This is a genomic window from Streptomyces sp. L2, assembly GCF_004124325.1.
Taxonomy (GTDB): Bacteria; Actinomycetota; Actinomycetes; order Streptomycetales; family Streptomycetaceae; genus Streptomyces.
Map to the genome: position 1 here is coordinate 4619864 of NZ_QBDT01000001.1, position 14654 is coordinate 4634517.

Consider the following 14654-nt stretch of genomic DNA (forward strand, 5'->3'; position numbering starts at 1 on the left):
CGAACGGCCCGGCGAACGGCCCGGCCGACGGCTCGGCGGCGAACTTCCCGCGAGATGGCGGGCCCGTGCGGACGCAGGTGCATAATCGGATCCCTGAACGCCGTCCACATGGCCGAGAATGACTCCTCGGCTCCATCGCGCCGAGTGGGGGACTCGACATGATCCGCATTCTCATCGCCGAAGACATGCACATGCTGCGTCGTGCCCTGGTCTCTCTGCTCGAACTGGAGGACGACCTGGAGGTCGTCGCCGAGCTGGCCTCCGGGGCGGAGATCGTGCCGACGGCGCAGAAGCTGCGGCCGGACGTCGCGGTCCTGGACATCGACCTGCCCGGCACCGACGGCATCACGGCGGCCGAGGCCCTGCACTCGACCGTGCCCGACTGCAGGGTGCTGATCCTCACCAGCCTGGGCCGCCCGGGCAACCTGCGCCGGGCCCTGTCCGCGCACGCCTCCGGCTTCATGCTGAAGGACGCCGAGCCGGAGCAGCTGTCCGAGGCGGTGCGCAAGGTGGCGGCCGGGGAGCGGGTGATCGACCCGCAGCTCGCGCTGTCCGCCCTGGACGCGGGGGCGTCGCCGCTGACCGAGCGGGAGGCGGAGGTGCTGCGGCTCGCCGCCGACGGCGAGGAGCCCGCCCAGATCGCGCACAAGCTGTACCTGTCGGCGGGCACGGTCCGCAACTATCTGACGACGGTCGTGACCAAGCTCGGCGCCCGCAACCGCGTCGACGCGATCCGTATCGCCCGGGACTCCGGCTGGCTGTGACCTCACGCCGCGACCGCCTCGCGGCCGAGGTCCAGGTCGAGACCGAGGTCGTCGGCGTCGTCCCGGGCGGGCGCGTGCCGCGCGTCGTGCGGCACCCGCGCCGTGAGGGTGAACGTTCCGCCGCTGTGCGCGACGTCCAGGGTGCCGCCGAGCCGGCGCAGCCGGGTGGTGAGGTTGCCGATCCCGGAACCGGCGTCGTCCGGGCGCGGATCGCCCATGGCCGCACCGTCGTTGGCCAGGCACAGCACGACGGTGCCGTCCGCGCCGTTCGAGCCGTCCGCCGTGGAGATGCGGCACTCCTGCGGCTGGCTGTGCCGCAGCGCGTTCGTCAGGGCCTCGCGCAGCACGGTCGCCAGCACCGTGTCGGCGGCGGGGCTCAGCGGGGCCGTGTGGCCGAGGCCGAGGCTCGCGCGGATTCCGGCCGCCGTCAGCATCGAACGGGCCGAACTCGCCTCGTCCGCCAGTGACATGGGGCGGTAGCCGCGAGCCACCGTCCGTACGTCGGCGAGCGCCTGCCGGCTCGTCGTCAGCACGTCCCCGATCTCCGCGCGCGCCTGCTCCGGCCGGCGCACGGCGAGCCGCTTCGCCAGCTCGCACTTCAGCGTGATCGTCGACAGGCTGTACCCCAGCAGGTCGTGCAGGTCCCGCGCGAAGCGCAGCCGCTCACTGACGACGGCGAGCCTGGCCTGCTCGGCCCGGGTCCGATGCGCCTCCTCGACGAGGTCCCGCAGGCGGGAGAGGCCGTAGACGACGAGGCCGGTCATGGCGGTCATGAAGAGCTGGTAGGAGAACTGGGCGATGTCGTGGAGGCCGAGTTCGTAGAGGATCACCTGGTTGCCGAGGACGACGCCTGTGTACGTCAGCCAGGAGAGGGGTCTGGGGAGGACGAGCAGGGCGGTGCCGGCGGCCAGGCCGGCCGCGTCGGCCCAGGCGTCCCCGTAGTACGCGTAGGGCACGAAGGCAAGCAGCAACTGGACCACTAGCAGTACGCGCCGCAGCGCGCTGCTCTTGGCCGCCGCGGAGAAGATCTGCCAGGCCAGTAGCAGCACGCCGGCGGTGACGATGGCGGCCGCGAGCGCGAGGCGGCCGCCGGTGACACCGCTGCCGGAAGTGTTGGTGACGCCCTGCATGAGATAGAAGGCCAAAATCGCGATGGTCAGGGCCGAGGCGGTCCGCACGGCGGGCACGGTCGCACGGGTGACGCTCCACAGGCCGGTGCCGGCCGGGCGCTCCACGAGACCGGGGTCCGAGGCAGCGGGGACCCGGACGACGAGATGGAACCAGTCACCCCTGCGGCGCGCGACGAGCGTGCCGGAAAGACGTTCGACGCGGTCGGCCAGGACGGCGAGGGTACCCGCGTCCTCCCTGCCGTGGTCCTGCTCAGCGCGCACGCCGTCGTTGAGGATTTTGAGAGTGATGGTGCCGCCGCCGTCGGATACGGCCAGGGAGATGGTGCAACGCTCCGCCACGCTGTGCCGCAGCACGTTGGTGAGGCCCTCGCGCAACACCGACGCCAGCGCGGTCTCGGTCGCAGGCGCCAGCCGCGGGAGTTCGCTCAGGCGCAGGTTCGCGGTGATGCCGTCCGCGGTGAGTACTGAGCGTGCCGACTCCAGGGCCTCGGTGAGCGAAAGGGGCCGGTAGCTGCGAGCCACGGAGCGGACGTCGGACAATGCCTTGCGGCTGGTGGCGAGCATTTCGGTGATCTCGTCGCGGGCCTCTTGGGGGCGGTCCGGAAGGAGCCGTGCCGAGAGCTCGGACTTCAGGGTGATGGTGGAGAGGCTGATCCCGAGCAGGTCGTCAAGATCGCGGGCGAAGCGCAAGCGTTCGGCCGAGACGGCTTGACGGGCGAGGTCGACACGGGCGCGGTGGACGGCGGCGATAAGACCGCTGTACCGGGAGAAGCCGTAGAGGATCGTGGCGTTGAGGGCCATCTCCGCCGCGTCGTACCACAAGTCGCCGCCATCACCCACGAGTACGACCACCCACAGGTTGCCGGCGATCGCCAGTGTGCTTACTGGCCAGGCGACGGCCGGGGACAGCATCAGGAGGGCCGACGCGGCGAAGAGTTGGGGCATGCCGAGGAACGCCTGACCGAAGAGGAGGTCGGGTGCGAAGGAGAGGACGGCCTGCACGGTCAGCGTCACGTACCGGGCCCCGTAGGGCAGCCGGAACAGGTCAGGGAAGGAATGGCACAGCTGGAGGCAGAAGAGCATGACGAAGCAGGCTCCGGCGAACAGGAGGCGGCCTGCAGGAGGATGCTCGTCGAGGACGAACGTCATGTCGATGGCGCAGAACCCGAAGGCCAGCGCGGCGGTGCCGGCCATCGACAGACGTACCGGCGTGTCCTCACGCACCGTCCGGATCAGATCCGCGGCCCTGTCGGCCGTGGTCGTGCGGCTCAAAGTTCCCCCCGCATGTGCTCTTCGAGCGGACTGGTCACTCCGCCCAGGCTGTGCCAGCCTAGCTGGGCACTTTGCCGAGTTGAATTACTGGAATCGGCCTTGACCTGTGGTTTAGAGTCCCACAACAGAAACTTTGCTGCATGCAAATAGGCCACCGCGGCGCTTGCCACCGGCGTGGTGGGCAGCGCGTCGCGATGGCGGAGGCGGGCGAGTAAGGCCAGGGCGTGCGGACCGTGGAACTGCGCGCGATAGCGCGAGGCCGCCGATTCCAGGGACGCGCCGTAGGGGCGGCGGAGCGCTGTGCCCACGAGCCTGAGCGATTGTCCTGGCACGCCGTCCAGCGGTCGCGGGACGAGTCTGGCGTCCGGGCGGACGGGAACGAAGGAGAGCAGCGGCCTGCCGCCCGCGTCGAGGGTGCGTACCGTCATACCGCCCAGCTTCTGCAGATCCGCGACGAGCTGACGGGCCGTGGTGCCGGGCTTGGCCTCCGGGGTGTCGTACTCCGGGAAGTCGGGCACCACGTTGCGCAGTGTGACGGCGCCGAGTTGCATCCGTCGTACCGCCTCGCGCAGCAGCTTGCCGGGTGCGTCGATGTGCAGCCGCTGCCCTGGCCGGCTCAGGACCAGAGGGCCGCCGGGGCCGGTGCCGAGGTCGACCTCGACATCCTCCAGCAGGGACCAGTACTCGGCGAGTTGCGGAGCGCCGAGGCTGCTGATGCTCATGGTGACCTCCTTCCGGAGCTGGACGGTGGACGATTGCCCGGTGGGCTCAGAGGAACAAGGGGTACGGGTTGAGGTCGTCGTAGGCGGTCGGCCGGGCGAGCAGTCCCCGGGCCACCGGCGCGTCGTAGAGCCGGCCGGGGGCGAACCGCGGCCAGTGCGGGCGCAGGCCCGGCACCACCACCTTCACCACCGGCAGGCCCACGTCCGGCCGGGTCTGGTCGAGGACGAGCATCTCCAGGCCGTGGCCGCCGAGCAGGTCGCGCAGCGCCTCCACGTCGTCGAGCAGGTCGGCGCGGGGGGCGTAGGCGTGGGTGCCGGGGGCGGTGACCGGGCGGGCCGGGTCCGCGGTGACGTACGGCTGGTTCCCGGTGGTCGCGGAGCGCAGCCAGTCCAGGGTGAGCGGGTCGCGTACGTCGTATCCGGTGCCGTCGGGAGCGGCGAGGGCCACCGGGGGCAGCAGCTGGTTCAGCTCGGTCAGCGCGCGCCGTAGCGCGACGCGCGGGTCGAGGTGGGCGCCGAAGCCGAACATCAGGTCCTGCGCGGGCTTGTCGGTGCGCCGCGAGACCGCCGCGAACACCGGCACGCCCAGGTCGCTGGTGAGGTCGAGCGCCCACACGTCCCGGTTCAACGAGGCGTGCACCGAACGCATTTCGCGCGTCCAGTCGTCAGCGAACGCGTCCAGGTCGACGCCGGGCATGCGCAACCGGTTGTACCACCACTGCGCCACCGCGTCCCGCTCGATCAGCTCCAGCGTGCCCTGGAGCACGGCGTCCTCCAGGGTGCCGCCGGCCGCGGCGCCGTTGGAGGTGCCCATGCAGTAGGCGGCGCCCTCGCGCTGCGGGACGTCGTAGTAGAGGAACGCGGTCGGCAGCAGCTTGTGCCGCCGCTCGGTCAGCGACCACACCGGCGTCCAGTCGATCTCGGCGTCCTCGGGCAGCGGGTCGCAGATCTGCTGCGCGGGGGCGTGCGTCGCGTTCCACTCGGCGCGGTGGGCGAACTGCCGTGGGTCGTAGAGCTGTACGGCGTCCGGGTGGATCGCGTCCGCGCCGAGCGAGCGGTAACTGCCGTGCACGGTCGGCTCGTCACCCTGGAAGTAGCCGGAGCAGCGTTCCAGTGCCTCCGCGAGCGCACCCGTGCGGGCCTGAAGAGCGGTGGTGCCCTTGCCGCCGCAGGTGGTGCGCAGGCCGGCCCGCAGCCCGACGGTTCCGCCGTTCGGCGCGGCGACCGGATTGAGCCCCGCGTGGAAGGAGTTGAGGAAGGCGGGGCCGCGGGAGTCCTGTTGTATGTCCTTGACCAGTCCGGTGACGTCGTCCACCAAATGGCCGTAGCGCGCCTGAAGTTGCTCGGGCGTGAGGGCGCGGTGACCGCCGCCGGTGGTATCCGTCTTCGTGCGTTTTTGCAGCCCCAGGGGCGCCGTCACGCGCGCGGCGACCAGGTTGGGGTCGCCGCATGACGGGCACTGAGGGCGGCGCGGCACCGGATGATGCGCGGCCTCCATCGTCAGCGTGTTCAGAATCCACAGGGATCGCTGCCCGGGGTGCCGATGACCGGCAAGCCATTTGGCGGCCTCCAGTGCGGCCAGGCCGAGGCCCGATCGACTCGCGGCGGGCAGTGCACAGTCGGGACGCGACAGTGGGCCGGTGCGCCCGAGCGCACGCTGGATGTGTGCCTCGATCTGCCGACCGCGCCAGAGCCGGTCCGCGAGACAGGACCAGCAGGCGCGCTCCGGCACACCTAGGAAGGGCCCCACACGAACTTCCGTGCCGTGGACGAGAATGGGGAGCCAGGGGCGCCCGGCCGCGCGGTGCTCCTCGTCCACGGCCCGCAACTCCGGGTCGAGGTAGTCGTCGCACAGGACGACGCTGAGATCGGCGGCCGCTGCGGTCTCCGCGTCGCTCACCCTCAGCCCCGCGTCCGCGAGAGCCAGGTGCAGGGAGCTCCGCGTCGCCGCGGAGGAGGCGGTGCCCACGGCCAGGACACGCACGGTGGCCGTGGCGCGCGCCCGGGCAGCCTGCACACCGTCCACGCCGGCCGATTCCCAGTACGCCACCTCAGCCTGGCAGCATCGGGCAGCCTCAGGAACGCGGCTCGTCACGAGCCCGGCTGTGCGGAGCCGGTCGACGAGCCTGCGCGTCTGCTCGGCACCCAGGGCGCCCTCCGTCTGGCGGACCAGCTCGGCCATGTCCCGTGTCCCGTCGAGGAGCGGGGCGAGCCGGGCGATGTGCTGGCCGTGCAGAGCCGTGGCCTTTGATCCGGCGAGGACGTAGACGGCCTCACCCGGTACGTGTTCCACCCGCAGGTGCGGGCGGAACCCCAGCAGTACGGTGTCGCTTCCCCCTGAGGCGTTCATGGTCAGGCGGTCACATCCGCGGCCGCCGACTGTGCTGCGGGCAGCACGCTCACCGTGCAGCCGCAGCTCACGGCTTCTGCACGGGCCAGTGCCGCCGGGTCCAGTGTCAGCTCCTCTATGACGAGGTCGTCGCATATCCAACTCGCGGCGTTCTGAATCAAGTTCATCGCTGTCCCCCATCGAGTGATGCAGCTGTGTATGCCGCCGCGTTGCCCCGCGGCGACTGACTCGATCCTGTCGATCCGCCCCGCCCGGCGGCCAGTGCCGCCGTCACGAGGCGCACATGAAAAATTCACGCTTCGAAGCGGGGAAACCTCACCCCTGGTTCGGGATGACCGCACTGTCGAAACGACGCAGGTCAGGGGAGTCTCGATGACGCAGTGGACCCGGACCGAACCGCTCGGTCCGCCCGGCAGCCCGCCGGCCCACTGCGTAACGGGAGGAACCGATGGACATCAAGCTCTTGGGGCCGCTCAGCGCACACCTGGGCGGGGTCTCGATCGTGCCGAGCGCGGGCAAGCCCCGGCAGATCCTCGCGCTGCTCGCCGGCTGTGCGGGCCAGGTGCTGCCGGTGCCCACGCTGATGGAGGAGATCTGGGGCGCCGACATGCCGCGCAGCGCGTCGACCACCCTGCAGACGTACATCCTGCAGCTGCGCCGCAAGCTCACCGAGGCGCTCGGCCCCGACGCCGACCGTACGGCCAAGGACATCCTGGCCACCGAGTACGGCGGGTACACGCTGCGGGTCGCCCCCGAGTCCGTCGACGTCCACGCCTACGACCAGCTGGTGTCCCGCAGCCGCACCGCCGCCGACCGGGGTGACGCGGCGGCCGTCGCCGACCTGTGCCAGCAGGCGCTCGCCCTGTGGAGCGGGCCCGCCCTGGTCGACGTCAAGGTGGGGCCGATGCTGGAGGTGGAGCTGGTCCGGCTGGAGGAGAGCCGGCTCGCGACCCTGGAGCGGCGCATCGACGCCGAGCTGGCCCTCGGCCGGCACAGCGCGCTCGTCGCGGAGCTGCGGGCGCTGATCGCCCGGCACCCGCTGCACGAGGGGCTGCACGCGCAGTGCATGCTCGCGCTGCACCGCTCGGGGCGCCGCGGCCAGGCCCTCGACGTCTTCCAGGACCTGCGCAACCACCTCGTCGACGAACTGGGTGTGGACCCCTCCGACCGGCTGCAGCGGCTGCACCGGGCGGTGCTCAACGGCGACCCGGCCCTGGACCTGGCCGGCCGGGAGGAGCGGCACGCCCCTTTCCTGGAGCGGCTCGCGGTCTGACCCGGAAGCGGACTCTTCTGGCCCGCCCGCCGGTGTCCGGCGGTGGCCGGGTGCCCCGACCCGGGCCGGGCGATGGCGGCGTGCCCGGACCCCTTCCGGGTGGTGGTCGGGTGCCCCGACCCGGGCCGGGCGATGGCGGCGTGCCCGGACCCCTTCCGGGTGGTGGTCGGGTGCCGCGATCCGTGCTGGGTGGTGGTCGGGTGCCTCGACCTGTGCTGTGCGACGGCTGGATGCCGCGACCTGGGCTGGGCGATGGCGGCGTGCCCGGACCCCTGCTGGGTGGTGGTCGGGTGCCTGGATCCGGGCTGGGCGACGGCTGGATGCCGCGACCTGGGCTGGGCGATGGCGGCGTGCCCGGACCCCTGCCGGGCGATGACTGGATGCCTCGGCCCGTGACCGGCGATGGCCGGGTGCCGCGATCCGTGCTGGGTGGTGGCCGGGTGCCGGGACCCCTGCCGGGTGATGGCCGACCGCTCAGGAAGCCCCGCCGGGCACGGCGCCGCACGGGACAGGCCGTCCGGCGTGCCTGCCGCGGCGTGCTCCGCGTGCCGGTGTCCAGGGATGGCCGGGTACCCCGGCCGGCCCCGTCGGCCGACAACCGCCGGCCCGTGTCCAGTGGCGCCGTGGCCGGTCTCGATCACGGATCGAGCGGCCGCGGCGATGGTTGCCCCATCAACGGCCGCGTTCCGCCCCGCCCAGCGGTGGACGGGCCAACAGGACTGTGTCCGTGGGGAGTTCACTGTGACTGTGACCGTGACAGAAGCGGCGCCAGCGGCAGCACCGGCAGGTGCGGCGAAGGCGCCCCGGATCATCGACCTGTCCCAGGCGGTCGACGCCGCGGCCTGGGAGCCGGACCCGATCGTGCACGAGGTGATGACGCCCGCGGAGGGCGCCCGGCACATGGCCGACGAGATGAAGCTGCACTTCGGCCTCGACTTCGATCCGGCCGACCTGCCCGGCGGTGAGCTGCTGTCCCTGGACACGCTCACCCTCACCAGCCACACCGGGACGCACGTCGACGCCCCCTCGCACTACGGCTCGCGCGGCGACTACGGCACCCCCCGGCACATCGACGCGATGCCGCTCGACTGGTTCCACCGGCCCGGACTGCTGCTGGACGTGCGGGACGTGGGCACCGGAGTGATCGGCAGGGAGCGCATCGAGCGCGCCCTCGACGAGGCGGGCCGTACGCCGGACCCGCTCGACATCGTCATCCTGCGCACCGGCGCCGACCGGCACGCGGGCACCGCACGCTACTTCACCGACTTCGCCGGCCTCGACGGCCCCGCCACCGACCACCTGCTCGACCTCGGCGTCCGCGTCATCGGCACCGACGCCTGGAGCCTGGACGCACCGTTCGGCGACATGATCCGGCGCTTCCAGGAGAGCGGCGACCGCTCCGTCCTGTGGCCCGCCCACTTCGCCGGCCGGCGCCGCGAGTACTGCCAGATCGAGCGCCTGACCAACCTGGACGCCCTGCCGGGACCGAGCGGCTTCACCGTCACCTGCTTCCCCGTGAAGATCGCGGGGGCAGGGGCCGGCTGGACCCGGGCCGTCGCCCTGGTGGACGCGTGACCGGCGAGGCGCGCCCGCCCTGGCTGGTCTGCTTCCACCACGCGGGCGCCGGCATCTCCTGCTTCGCCCCCTGGCAGGGCGTCGTCGGCGACGCCGCCGAGGTCGTGCCGGTGCTGCTGCCCGGCCGGGAGACCCGTATCCGCGAGGCCCGCATCACCGACCCCGGTGAACTGGTCGCCGAACTGGAAGGGCTGCTGGGCCCGCTGCTGGAGGACCGGCCCTACCTGCTGTACGGGCACAGCCTCGGCGGTCTCGTCGCCTACACCTTCGCCCGGGCCCGCGAACGCGCCGGGCTGGCCGGGCCCGCCCTGGTCGCCGTCGGCGCCGTACAGCCGCCGCACCTGCGCTCCCCGGTGCTGCGCTCGGCGGAACTGCCCGACCGGGAGCTGCTGCGCGTCCTCGTCGCCTACGGGGCGCTGCCGCCGCAGGCCGCGGCGGGCGGGCACGTGTGGGAGCGGCGGGTGCTGCCCGCGCTCCGCGACGACCTGCGGCTGGCCGCCGCGCTGTGCGAGACCGAACAGACCCCGCTGCGGGCGCCGATGCTGGCGCTCGCCGCCCGCAACGACCCGATCTCGCCGCTCGTCGGCATGGCCGAGTGGGCGGACTACGCGCCCGCCGGGTTCGGGCTGCGCACCGTCGCCGGCGACCACTTCTTCGTCCGGGGCAAGGAGGCACCGCGCACCCTGCGGGCAGCCGCGCTCGGCCTGCGTCAGACCGACGGTCGGCAGCAGGCCCACTCTCCGTGCGCGGCGGACGGCACGCACCGGGGGGACGGCACGCTCCGGGCGGACGGCCTGCACCTGGCGGAAGGCACGCACCTGGCGGAAGGCACGCACCTGGCGGAAGGCACGCACCTGGCGGAAGGCACGCACCTGGCGGAAGGCACGCATCAGGCAGACGGTACGCACCATGCCGACCGTCCCCAGTCGGAGGCTCTCCAGACGGCGGCGGTCCTCCAACCAGCCGTTCTCCGGGCCGGGTTGAGCCGGGCGCGAGAGGCGGGCGGCACAGTCGGGACAGCGGTGAACGGTCCCACCGCGGCCGTCCTGCCCAGACAGCGGACCGAAGAACTCAAGTGCACGAGCGAGAGGTGACAGGGCGATGCAGCTGACCAGGAAGCGCGACCGCGCCATGCGGTCCGGGGCGCGGCGGTGGGCCGGGAGGCAGCGATGACACGGCGCGTGGTCATCACCGGCATCGGAGTGGTGGCACCCGGCGGAGTGGGCACCAAGGAGTTCTGGTCCCTGCTCACCGAGGGCCGCACCGCGACCCGGGCCATCTCCCTCTTCGACGCCGCCCAGTTCCGGTCCAGGATCGCCGCCGAGGCCGACTTCGACCCGTGGGCGGCCGGGCTGAACGCCCGCGAGATCCGCCGCATGGACCGGGCCGCCCAGTTCGCCGTGGTCAGCGCCCGCGAGGCGCTCGCCGACAGCGGCATCGACCTGTCCGGCGCCGACCCGGTGCGCACCGGCGTCACCATCGGCAGCGCGGTCGGCGCCACCACCGGCCTGGACACCGAGTACCGGATCGTCAGCGGCGACGGCGCCGACTGGCACGTCGACCACCGGTACGCCGTTCCCCACCTGTTCGACTACTACGTGCCGGCGTCCTTCGCCAAGGAGGTCGCCTGGACCGCCGGCGCCCAGGGGCCCACCGCCGTCGTCTCCACCGGCTGCACCTCCGGCCTCGACGCGGTCGGCCACGCCGTGGAACTCATCCGCGAGGGCAGCGCCGACACGATGATCGCCGGTGCCACCGAGGCGCCGATCTCACCGATCTCCGTCGCCTGCTTCGACGCCATCAAGGCGACCTCGCCGCGCAACGACGACCCGGCGCACGCCTCCCGCCCGTTCGACGCCAGCCGCAACGGCTTCGTCCTCGGCGAGGGCAGCGCCGTCTTCGTCCTGGAGGAGCGCGAGCAGGCCCTCGCCCGCGGCGCCCACATCTACGCGGAGATCTCCGGGTTCGCCTCGCGCAGCAACGCGTACCACATGACCGGGCTGCGCCCCGACGGCAAGGAGATGGCGGAGGCGATCCGCGTCGCCCTCGACGAGGCCCGCCTCGACGCCACCGCCGTCGACTACATCAACGCGCACGGCTCCGGCACCAAGCAGAACGACCGGCACGAGACCGCCGCGTTCAAGCGAAGCCTCGGCGAGCACGCCTACCGCACGCCCGTCAGCTCCATCAAGTCGATGATCGGGCACTCGCTCGGTGCCATCGGCTCCCTGGAGATCGCGGCCTGCGCCCTCGCCATCGAGCACGGCGTGCTGCCGCCCACCGCCAACCTGCACGACCCCGACCCCGAGTGCGACCTGGACTACATCCCGCTGACCGCCCGCGAGCAGCGCACCGACACCGTGCTGACGGTGGGCAGCGGATTCGGCGGGTTCCAGAGCGCGATGGTCCTCACCGGCCCGGAACGGAAGGCAGCATGAGTACGTCAACGGACCTCCTTCAGCGGCCCGCCGAGGCGCCGGTCACCGGCTCCGTCTTCACCGGCATCGGCGTCGCCGCCCCCAACGGGCTCGGCACCGAGGCCTGGTGGGCGGCCACCCTCGCCGGGCAGAGCGGCATCGGACCGGTCACCCGGTTCGACGCCTCCGGCTACCCGGCCACCCTGGCCGGCGAGGTCCCCGGCTTCGAGGCGGCCGAGCACATCCCGTCCCGGCTGATGCCGCAGACCGACCACATGACACGGCTCGCCCTGACCGCCGCCCAGGAGGCCATCGACGACGCCGGCGTCACCCCGAAGGAACTCCCCGAGTTCGCCGCGGGCGTGGTCACCGCCAGCTCGGCCGGCGGCTTCGAGTTCGGGCAGCGCGAGCTGGAGGCGCTGTGGAGCAAGGGCGGCAAGTACGTCTCCGCCTACCAGTCCTTCGCCTGGTTCTACGCCGTCAACAGCGGCCAGATCTCCATCCGGCACGGCATGCGCGGCCCCAGCGGCGTCCTCGTCACCGAGCAGGCCGGCGGCCTCGACGCCATCGGCCAGGCCCGGCGGCAGCTGCGCAAGGGCAGCGGCCTCATCGTCACCGGCGGTGTCGACGGCGCGATCTGCCCCTGGGGCTGGACCGCCCAGCTGGCCGGCGGCCGGCTCAGCACCGGCACCGACCCCGCCTGCGCGTACGTCCCCTTCGACGAGCGGGCCGGCGGCCACGTGCCCGGTGAGGGCGGCGCCCTGCTCGTCCTGGAGGAGGAGAATGCGGCCCGCGAGCGCGGCGCCCGGATCTACGGGCGGCTCACCGGATACGCTGCGACCTTCGACCCGGCACCCGACAGCGGCGCGCCCTCCACCCTGCACCGTGCGATCGAACTCGCGCTCGCCGACGCCGGGTTGGCGCCCGGTGACGTCGACGTCGTGTTCGCCGACGCGGCCGGGGTGCCCGAGCTGGACCGTGCGGAGGCCGACGCGCTCGCCGCCGTCTTCGCCTCCGAGGCCGTACCGGTCACCGTGCCCAAGACCATGACGGGCCGGCTCGCCGCGGGCGGCGCCTCGCTCGACGTGGCCGCCGCGCTGCTCGCCCTGCGCGACGGCGTGATCCCGCCCACCGTGGGCACCACCCGCCCGGCCGACGGCATCCGCCTCGACCTGGTCACCGAGGCCAGGCCGGCGCCCCTGCGCAACGCCCTGGTGGTGGCGCGCGGACAGGGCGGGTTCAACGCGGCCCTGGTGGTCTCTGCGGCCTGATGCCCGCGGCACCTCCCCCCGGTCCCCTTCACGTCCCCTTTCACCGACCCCACGACCCACGAGAACGCGAAGAAAGGCACTGCCATGACGCTGAACGAACTGACCGCCCTGCTCCGTGAGTGCGCCGGCGAGGCCGAGGGCGTCGACCTCGACGGCGACGTCCTCGACGTCCCGCTCGCCGAACTCGGCTACGACTCCCTCGCCGTGCTCCAGACCACCGGTCACATCGAGCGCGAGTACGACATACAGCTCTCCGACGACACCCTCGCCGAGGCGGACACCCCGCGTCTGCTGCTGGCGTACATCAACGAGAGCCTGGCCGGCAGCCGTACGCAGGTCGCCGCCTGACGCCCACGCGGACCGGCCCCCCGACACGGCGCCCCGGCACGACAGCCTCCCCGCTGCCCGTGCCGGGGCGCCGTGACCTTTCTGTCCTCCTACGACAGCTTTCCCGACTGCCTTCCCGACTGCCTTCACGACATCCTTCACGACAGCCTTCTGAGACGGAGCCCGAATGCGCGTCCTGCTCGTGGTGACCCCCGTCAACAGTCACCTGCTTCCCATCGTGCCGCTGGCCTGGGCCCTGTCCGCCGCGGGCCACCAGGTGCTGCTGTGCGGCGAACCCGTCGCCGTGGCGACCGCGCGGGCGGCCGGCCTGCACGCGGTGGAGGTCGACGCCCCGCCTCCCGCCCCTCCCGCGCCGCCGGCGCCCCGGCCGAAGCAGGCGCCCTCCCGGGCCGCCGCGCCCGGTCCGGGCTGGCAGCCCGACTGGGACAAGCTGGCGGCGAACTGGCAGCGCAGGGTGGGCCGCGTCATCGACGGCTACCTGGCGCTGGCCCGCGACTTCCGGCCCGACGTGGTCGTGTCCGACCCGCTGGAGTTCTCCGGGCCGATCGTCGCGGGCGCCCTCGGCGTGCCGTGCGTGGTGCACCGCTGGGGCCCCGACCTGCTCACGACCCAGGCCCGCGAGCCCGCCCGCCGCGCCCTGAAGTCCCTCGCGGAACAGGTGGGTTCACTCGGCGGACTGCCCGACCCCGCCCTGCTGCTCGACCCCTGCCCGCCGAGCCTCGTCGCCCCCGGCACCGACCCCGGTCGGCCGGTGCGCTTCGTGGCGTACAACGGGCCGGGCGGCTACCCCGGCCGGCGTGCGGCGGCGACCGGGCAGACGGTCTGCGTCTCGTACAGCACCCGGACGGTCGACGAGTGCGGCCTCGACGGCATCGCGGCCCTCGCGGAGGCGTTCGACGGCCTCGACGGCGTACACGCCCTGATCACGCTCACCCCCGAGCACGCGGCCGCCCTCGGCCCGGTCCCCGCGAACGTCGAGGTCGTCGACCCCGCCCCGCTGTCCCTGCTCCTCGACGGCTGCACGGCCCTGATCCACCACGGCGGCGCCGGCACCGGCCTCACCGCCCTCGCCCACGGCCTCCCCCAACTGGTCCTGCCCCAGGCACTGCCCGCCCTCGACGTGTACGGCGAACGGCTCGCCGCGCGCGGGGCGGGGATGCGGGTCGCCCTGGACGGGCAGTCGGACTCTGGGGTGCTGCGGGAGGCGGTGACGTCCCTGCTGGGTGATCCGGGGTTCGCGTCGGCGGCGCGGGATGTGGCGACCGAGATCGCGTCGATGCCGTTGCCGGCGCGCATGGTCCCGCAGATCGAGGAACTGGCGCGGCGCTGAGCCCCGCCAGGGGCGCGGCGAACGGCGCGAGCACCCCACGACGGCGGTCGTTTGGCCACGGCCTGGGCCCCTGCAAGGGGCGCGGGGAACCGCGCGAGCAACCGGCGACGGCCGTGGGCCCGAGACGATTGCCCAGCCCGGCAGACGCGACCGTACCGGGGTTGCAGCTCAGGCACATGATGGACGTGCCCGGCGTCGGGTG

12 protein-coding genes are annotated in these 14654 nt (G+C 73.1%); 8 read left to right on the forward strand and 4 right to left on the reverse strand.

Translation table 11 applies throughout. From position 1 onward, the window contains the following. Window positions 1-158: 158 nt before the first annotated feature. Window positions 159-764 carry a response regulator transcription factor gene (locus DBP14_RS20655; protein WP_129308643.1) on the forward strand — a complete coding sequence of 202 codons (606 nt, stop codon included), beginning with the start codon at window positions 159-161 and terminating at the stop codon, window positions 762-764. Between the two features lie 2 nt (window positions 765-766). On the opposite strand, the gene DBP14_RS20660 is transcribed toward DBP14_RS20655, so the two are convergent. Genes DBP14_RS20660 through DBP14_RS36150 form a run of 4 tightly spaced genes read right to left on the reverse strand, consistent with a single transcriptional unit; the run spans window position 767 to window position 6405 of the window. Next, window positions 767-3118: a histidine kinase gene (locus DBP14_RS20660; RefSeq protein ID WP_129308644.1), complete on the reverse strand. Its 2352-nt coding sequence runs from the start codon at window positions 3116-3118 to the stop codon at window positions 767-769. A gap of 44 nt (window positions 3119-3162) precedes the next feature. After that, the gene (locus DBP14_RS20665; protein WP_129308645.1) at window positions 3163-3888 is read right to left on the reverse strand and encodes a hypothetical protein; all 726 of its coding nucleotides are present in this window, start codon (window positions 3886-3888) and stop codon (window positions 3163-3165) included. Between the two features lie 46 nt (window positions 3889-3934). Next, on the reverse strand, window positions 3935-6238 hold the full coding sequence (locus DBP14_RS20670; protein WP_129308646.1) for a TOMM precursor leader peptide-binding protein: 2304 nt from the start codon (window positions 6236-6238) through the stop codon (window positions 3935-3937). A 2-nt stretch (window positions 6239-6240) separates the two neighbouring features. Then, entirely contained in the window at window positions 6241-6405 is a 165-nt protein-coding gene (locus DBP14_RS36150) for a hypothetical protein (protein ID WP_164992375.1), read from the reverse strand. 281 nt (window positions 6406-6686) lie between these two features. On the opposite strand from DBP14_RS36150, the gene DBP14_RS20675 reads away from it, so the two are divergent. The 7 genes from DBP14_RS20675 to DBP14_RS20705 all read left to right on the forward strand — a co-directional run bounded on the left by DBP14_RS20675 (window position 6687) and on the right by DBP14_RS20705 (window position 14452). Then, a complete protein-coding gene (locus DBP14_RS20675) occupies window positions 6687-7511 on the forward strand; it encodes an AfsR/SARP family transcriptional regulator (protein WP_129308647.1) in 825 nt (274 codons plus the stop codon). A gap of 747 nt (window positions 7512-8258) precedes the next feature. Continuing rightward, entirely contained in the window at window positions 8259-9086 is an 828-nt protein-coding gene (locus tag DBP14_RS20680; protein WP_241740989.1) for a cyclase family protein, read from the forward strand. After that, window positions 9083-10180: a thioesterase gene (locus DBP14_RS20685; RefSeq protein WP_164992376.1), complete on the forward strand. Its 1098-nt coding sequence runs from the start codon at window positions 9083-9085 to the stop codon at window positions 10178-10180. The genes DBP14_RS20680 and DBP14_RS20685 overlap by 4 nt, the downstream gene beginning before the upstream one ends. A gap of 75 nt (window positions 10181-10255) precedes the next feature. Next, window positions 10256-11524, forward strand: coding sequence for a beta-ketoacyl-[acyl-carrier-protein] synthase family protein (locus DBP14_RS20690; RefSeq protein ID WP_129308650.1), 1269 nt, complete (start codon window positions 10256-10258; stop codon window positions 11522-11524). Continuing rightward, a complete protein-coding gene (locus DBP14_RS20695; protein ID WP_129308651.1) occupies window positions 11521-12774 on the forward strand; it encodes a ketosynthase chain-length factor in 1254 nt (417 codons plus the stop codon). The genes DBP14_RS20690 and DBP14_RS20695 overlap by 4 nt, the downstream gene beginning before the upstream one ends. Window positions 12775-12858: 84 nt before the next feature. Further along, on the forward strand, window positions 12859-13122 hold the full coding sequence (locus tag DBP14_RS20700; protein WP_129308652.1) for an acyl carrier protein: 264 nt from the start codon (window positions 12859-12861) through the stop codon (window positions 13120-13122). A gap of 166 nt (window positions 13123-13288) precedes the next feature. Further along, a complete protein-coding gene (locus DBP14_RS20705) occupies window positions 13289-14452 on the forward strand; it encodes a nucleotide disphospho-sugar-binding domain-containing protein (protein ID WP_129308653.1) in 1164 nt (387 codons plus the stop codon). The last annotated feature ends 202 nt before the right edge of the window (window positions 14453-14654 follow it).

Excerpts from the sequence above, each read along its gene's own strand:
- DBP14_RS20655 (WP_129308643.1), top strand. The coding sequence starts at position 159 with ATGATCCGCATTCTCATCGCCGAAGACATGCACATGCTGCGTCGTGCC.
- DBP14_RS20665 (WP_129308645.1), bottom strand. The coding sequence starts at position 3,888 with ATGAGCATCAGCAGCCTCGGCGCTCCGCAACTCGCCGAGTACTGGTCC.
- DBP14_RS20670 (WP_129308646.1), bottom strand. The coding sequence starts at position 6,238 with ATGAACGCCTCAGGGGGAAGCGACACCGTACTGCTGGGGTTCCGCCCG.
- DBP14_RS36150 (WP_164992375.1), bottom strand. The coding sequence starts at position 6,405 with ATGAACTTGATTCAGAACGCCGCGAGTTGGATATGCGACGACCTCGTC.
- DBP14_RS20675 (WP_129308647.1), top strand. The coding sequence starts at position 6,687 with ATGGACATCAAGCTCTTGGGGCCGCTCAGCGCACACCTGGGCGGGGTC.
- DBP14_RS20690 (WP_129308650.1), top strand. The coding sequence starts at position 10,256 with ATGACACGGCGCGTGGTCATCACCGGCATCGGAGTGGTGGCACCCGGC.
- DBP14_RS20695 (WP_129308651.1), top strand. The coding sequence starts at position 11,521 with ATGAGTACGTCAACGGACCTCCTTCAGCGGCCCGCCGAGGCGCCGGTC.
- DBP14_RS20700 (WP_129308652.1), top strand. The coding sequence starts at position 12,859 with ATGACGCTGAACGAACTGACCGCCCTGCTCCGTGAGTGCGCCGGCGAG.
- DBP14_RS20705 (WP_129308653.1), top strand. The coding sequence starts at position 13,289 with ATGCGCGTCCTGCTCGTGGTGACCCCCGTCAACAGTCACCTGCTTCCC.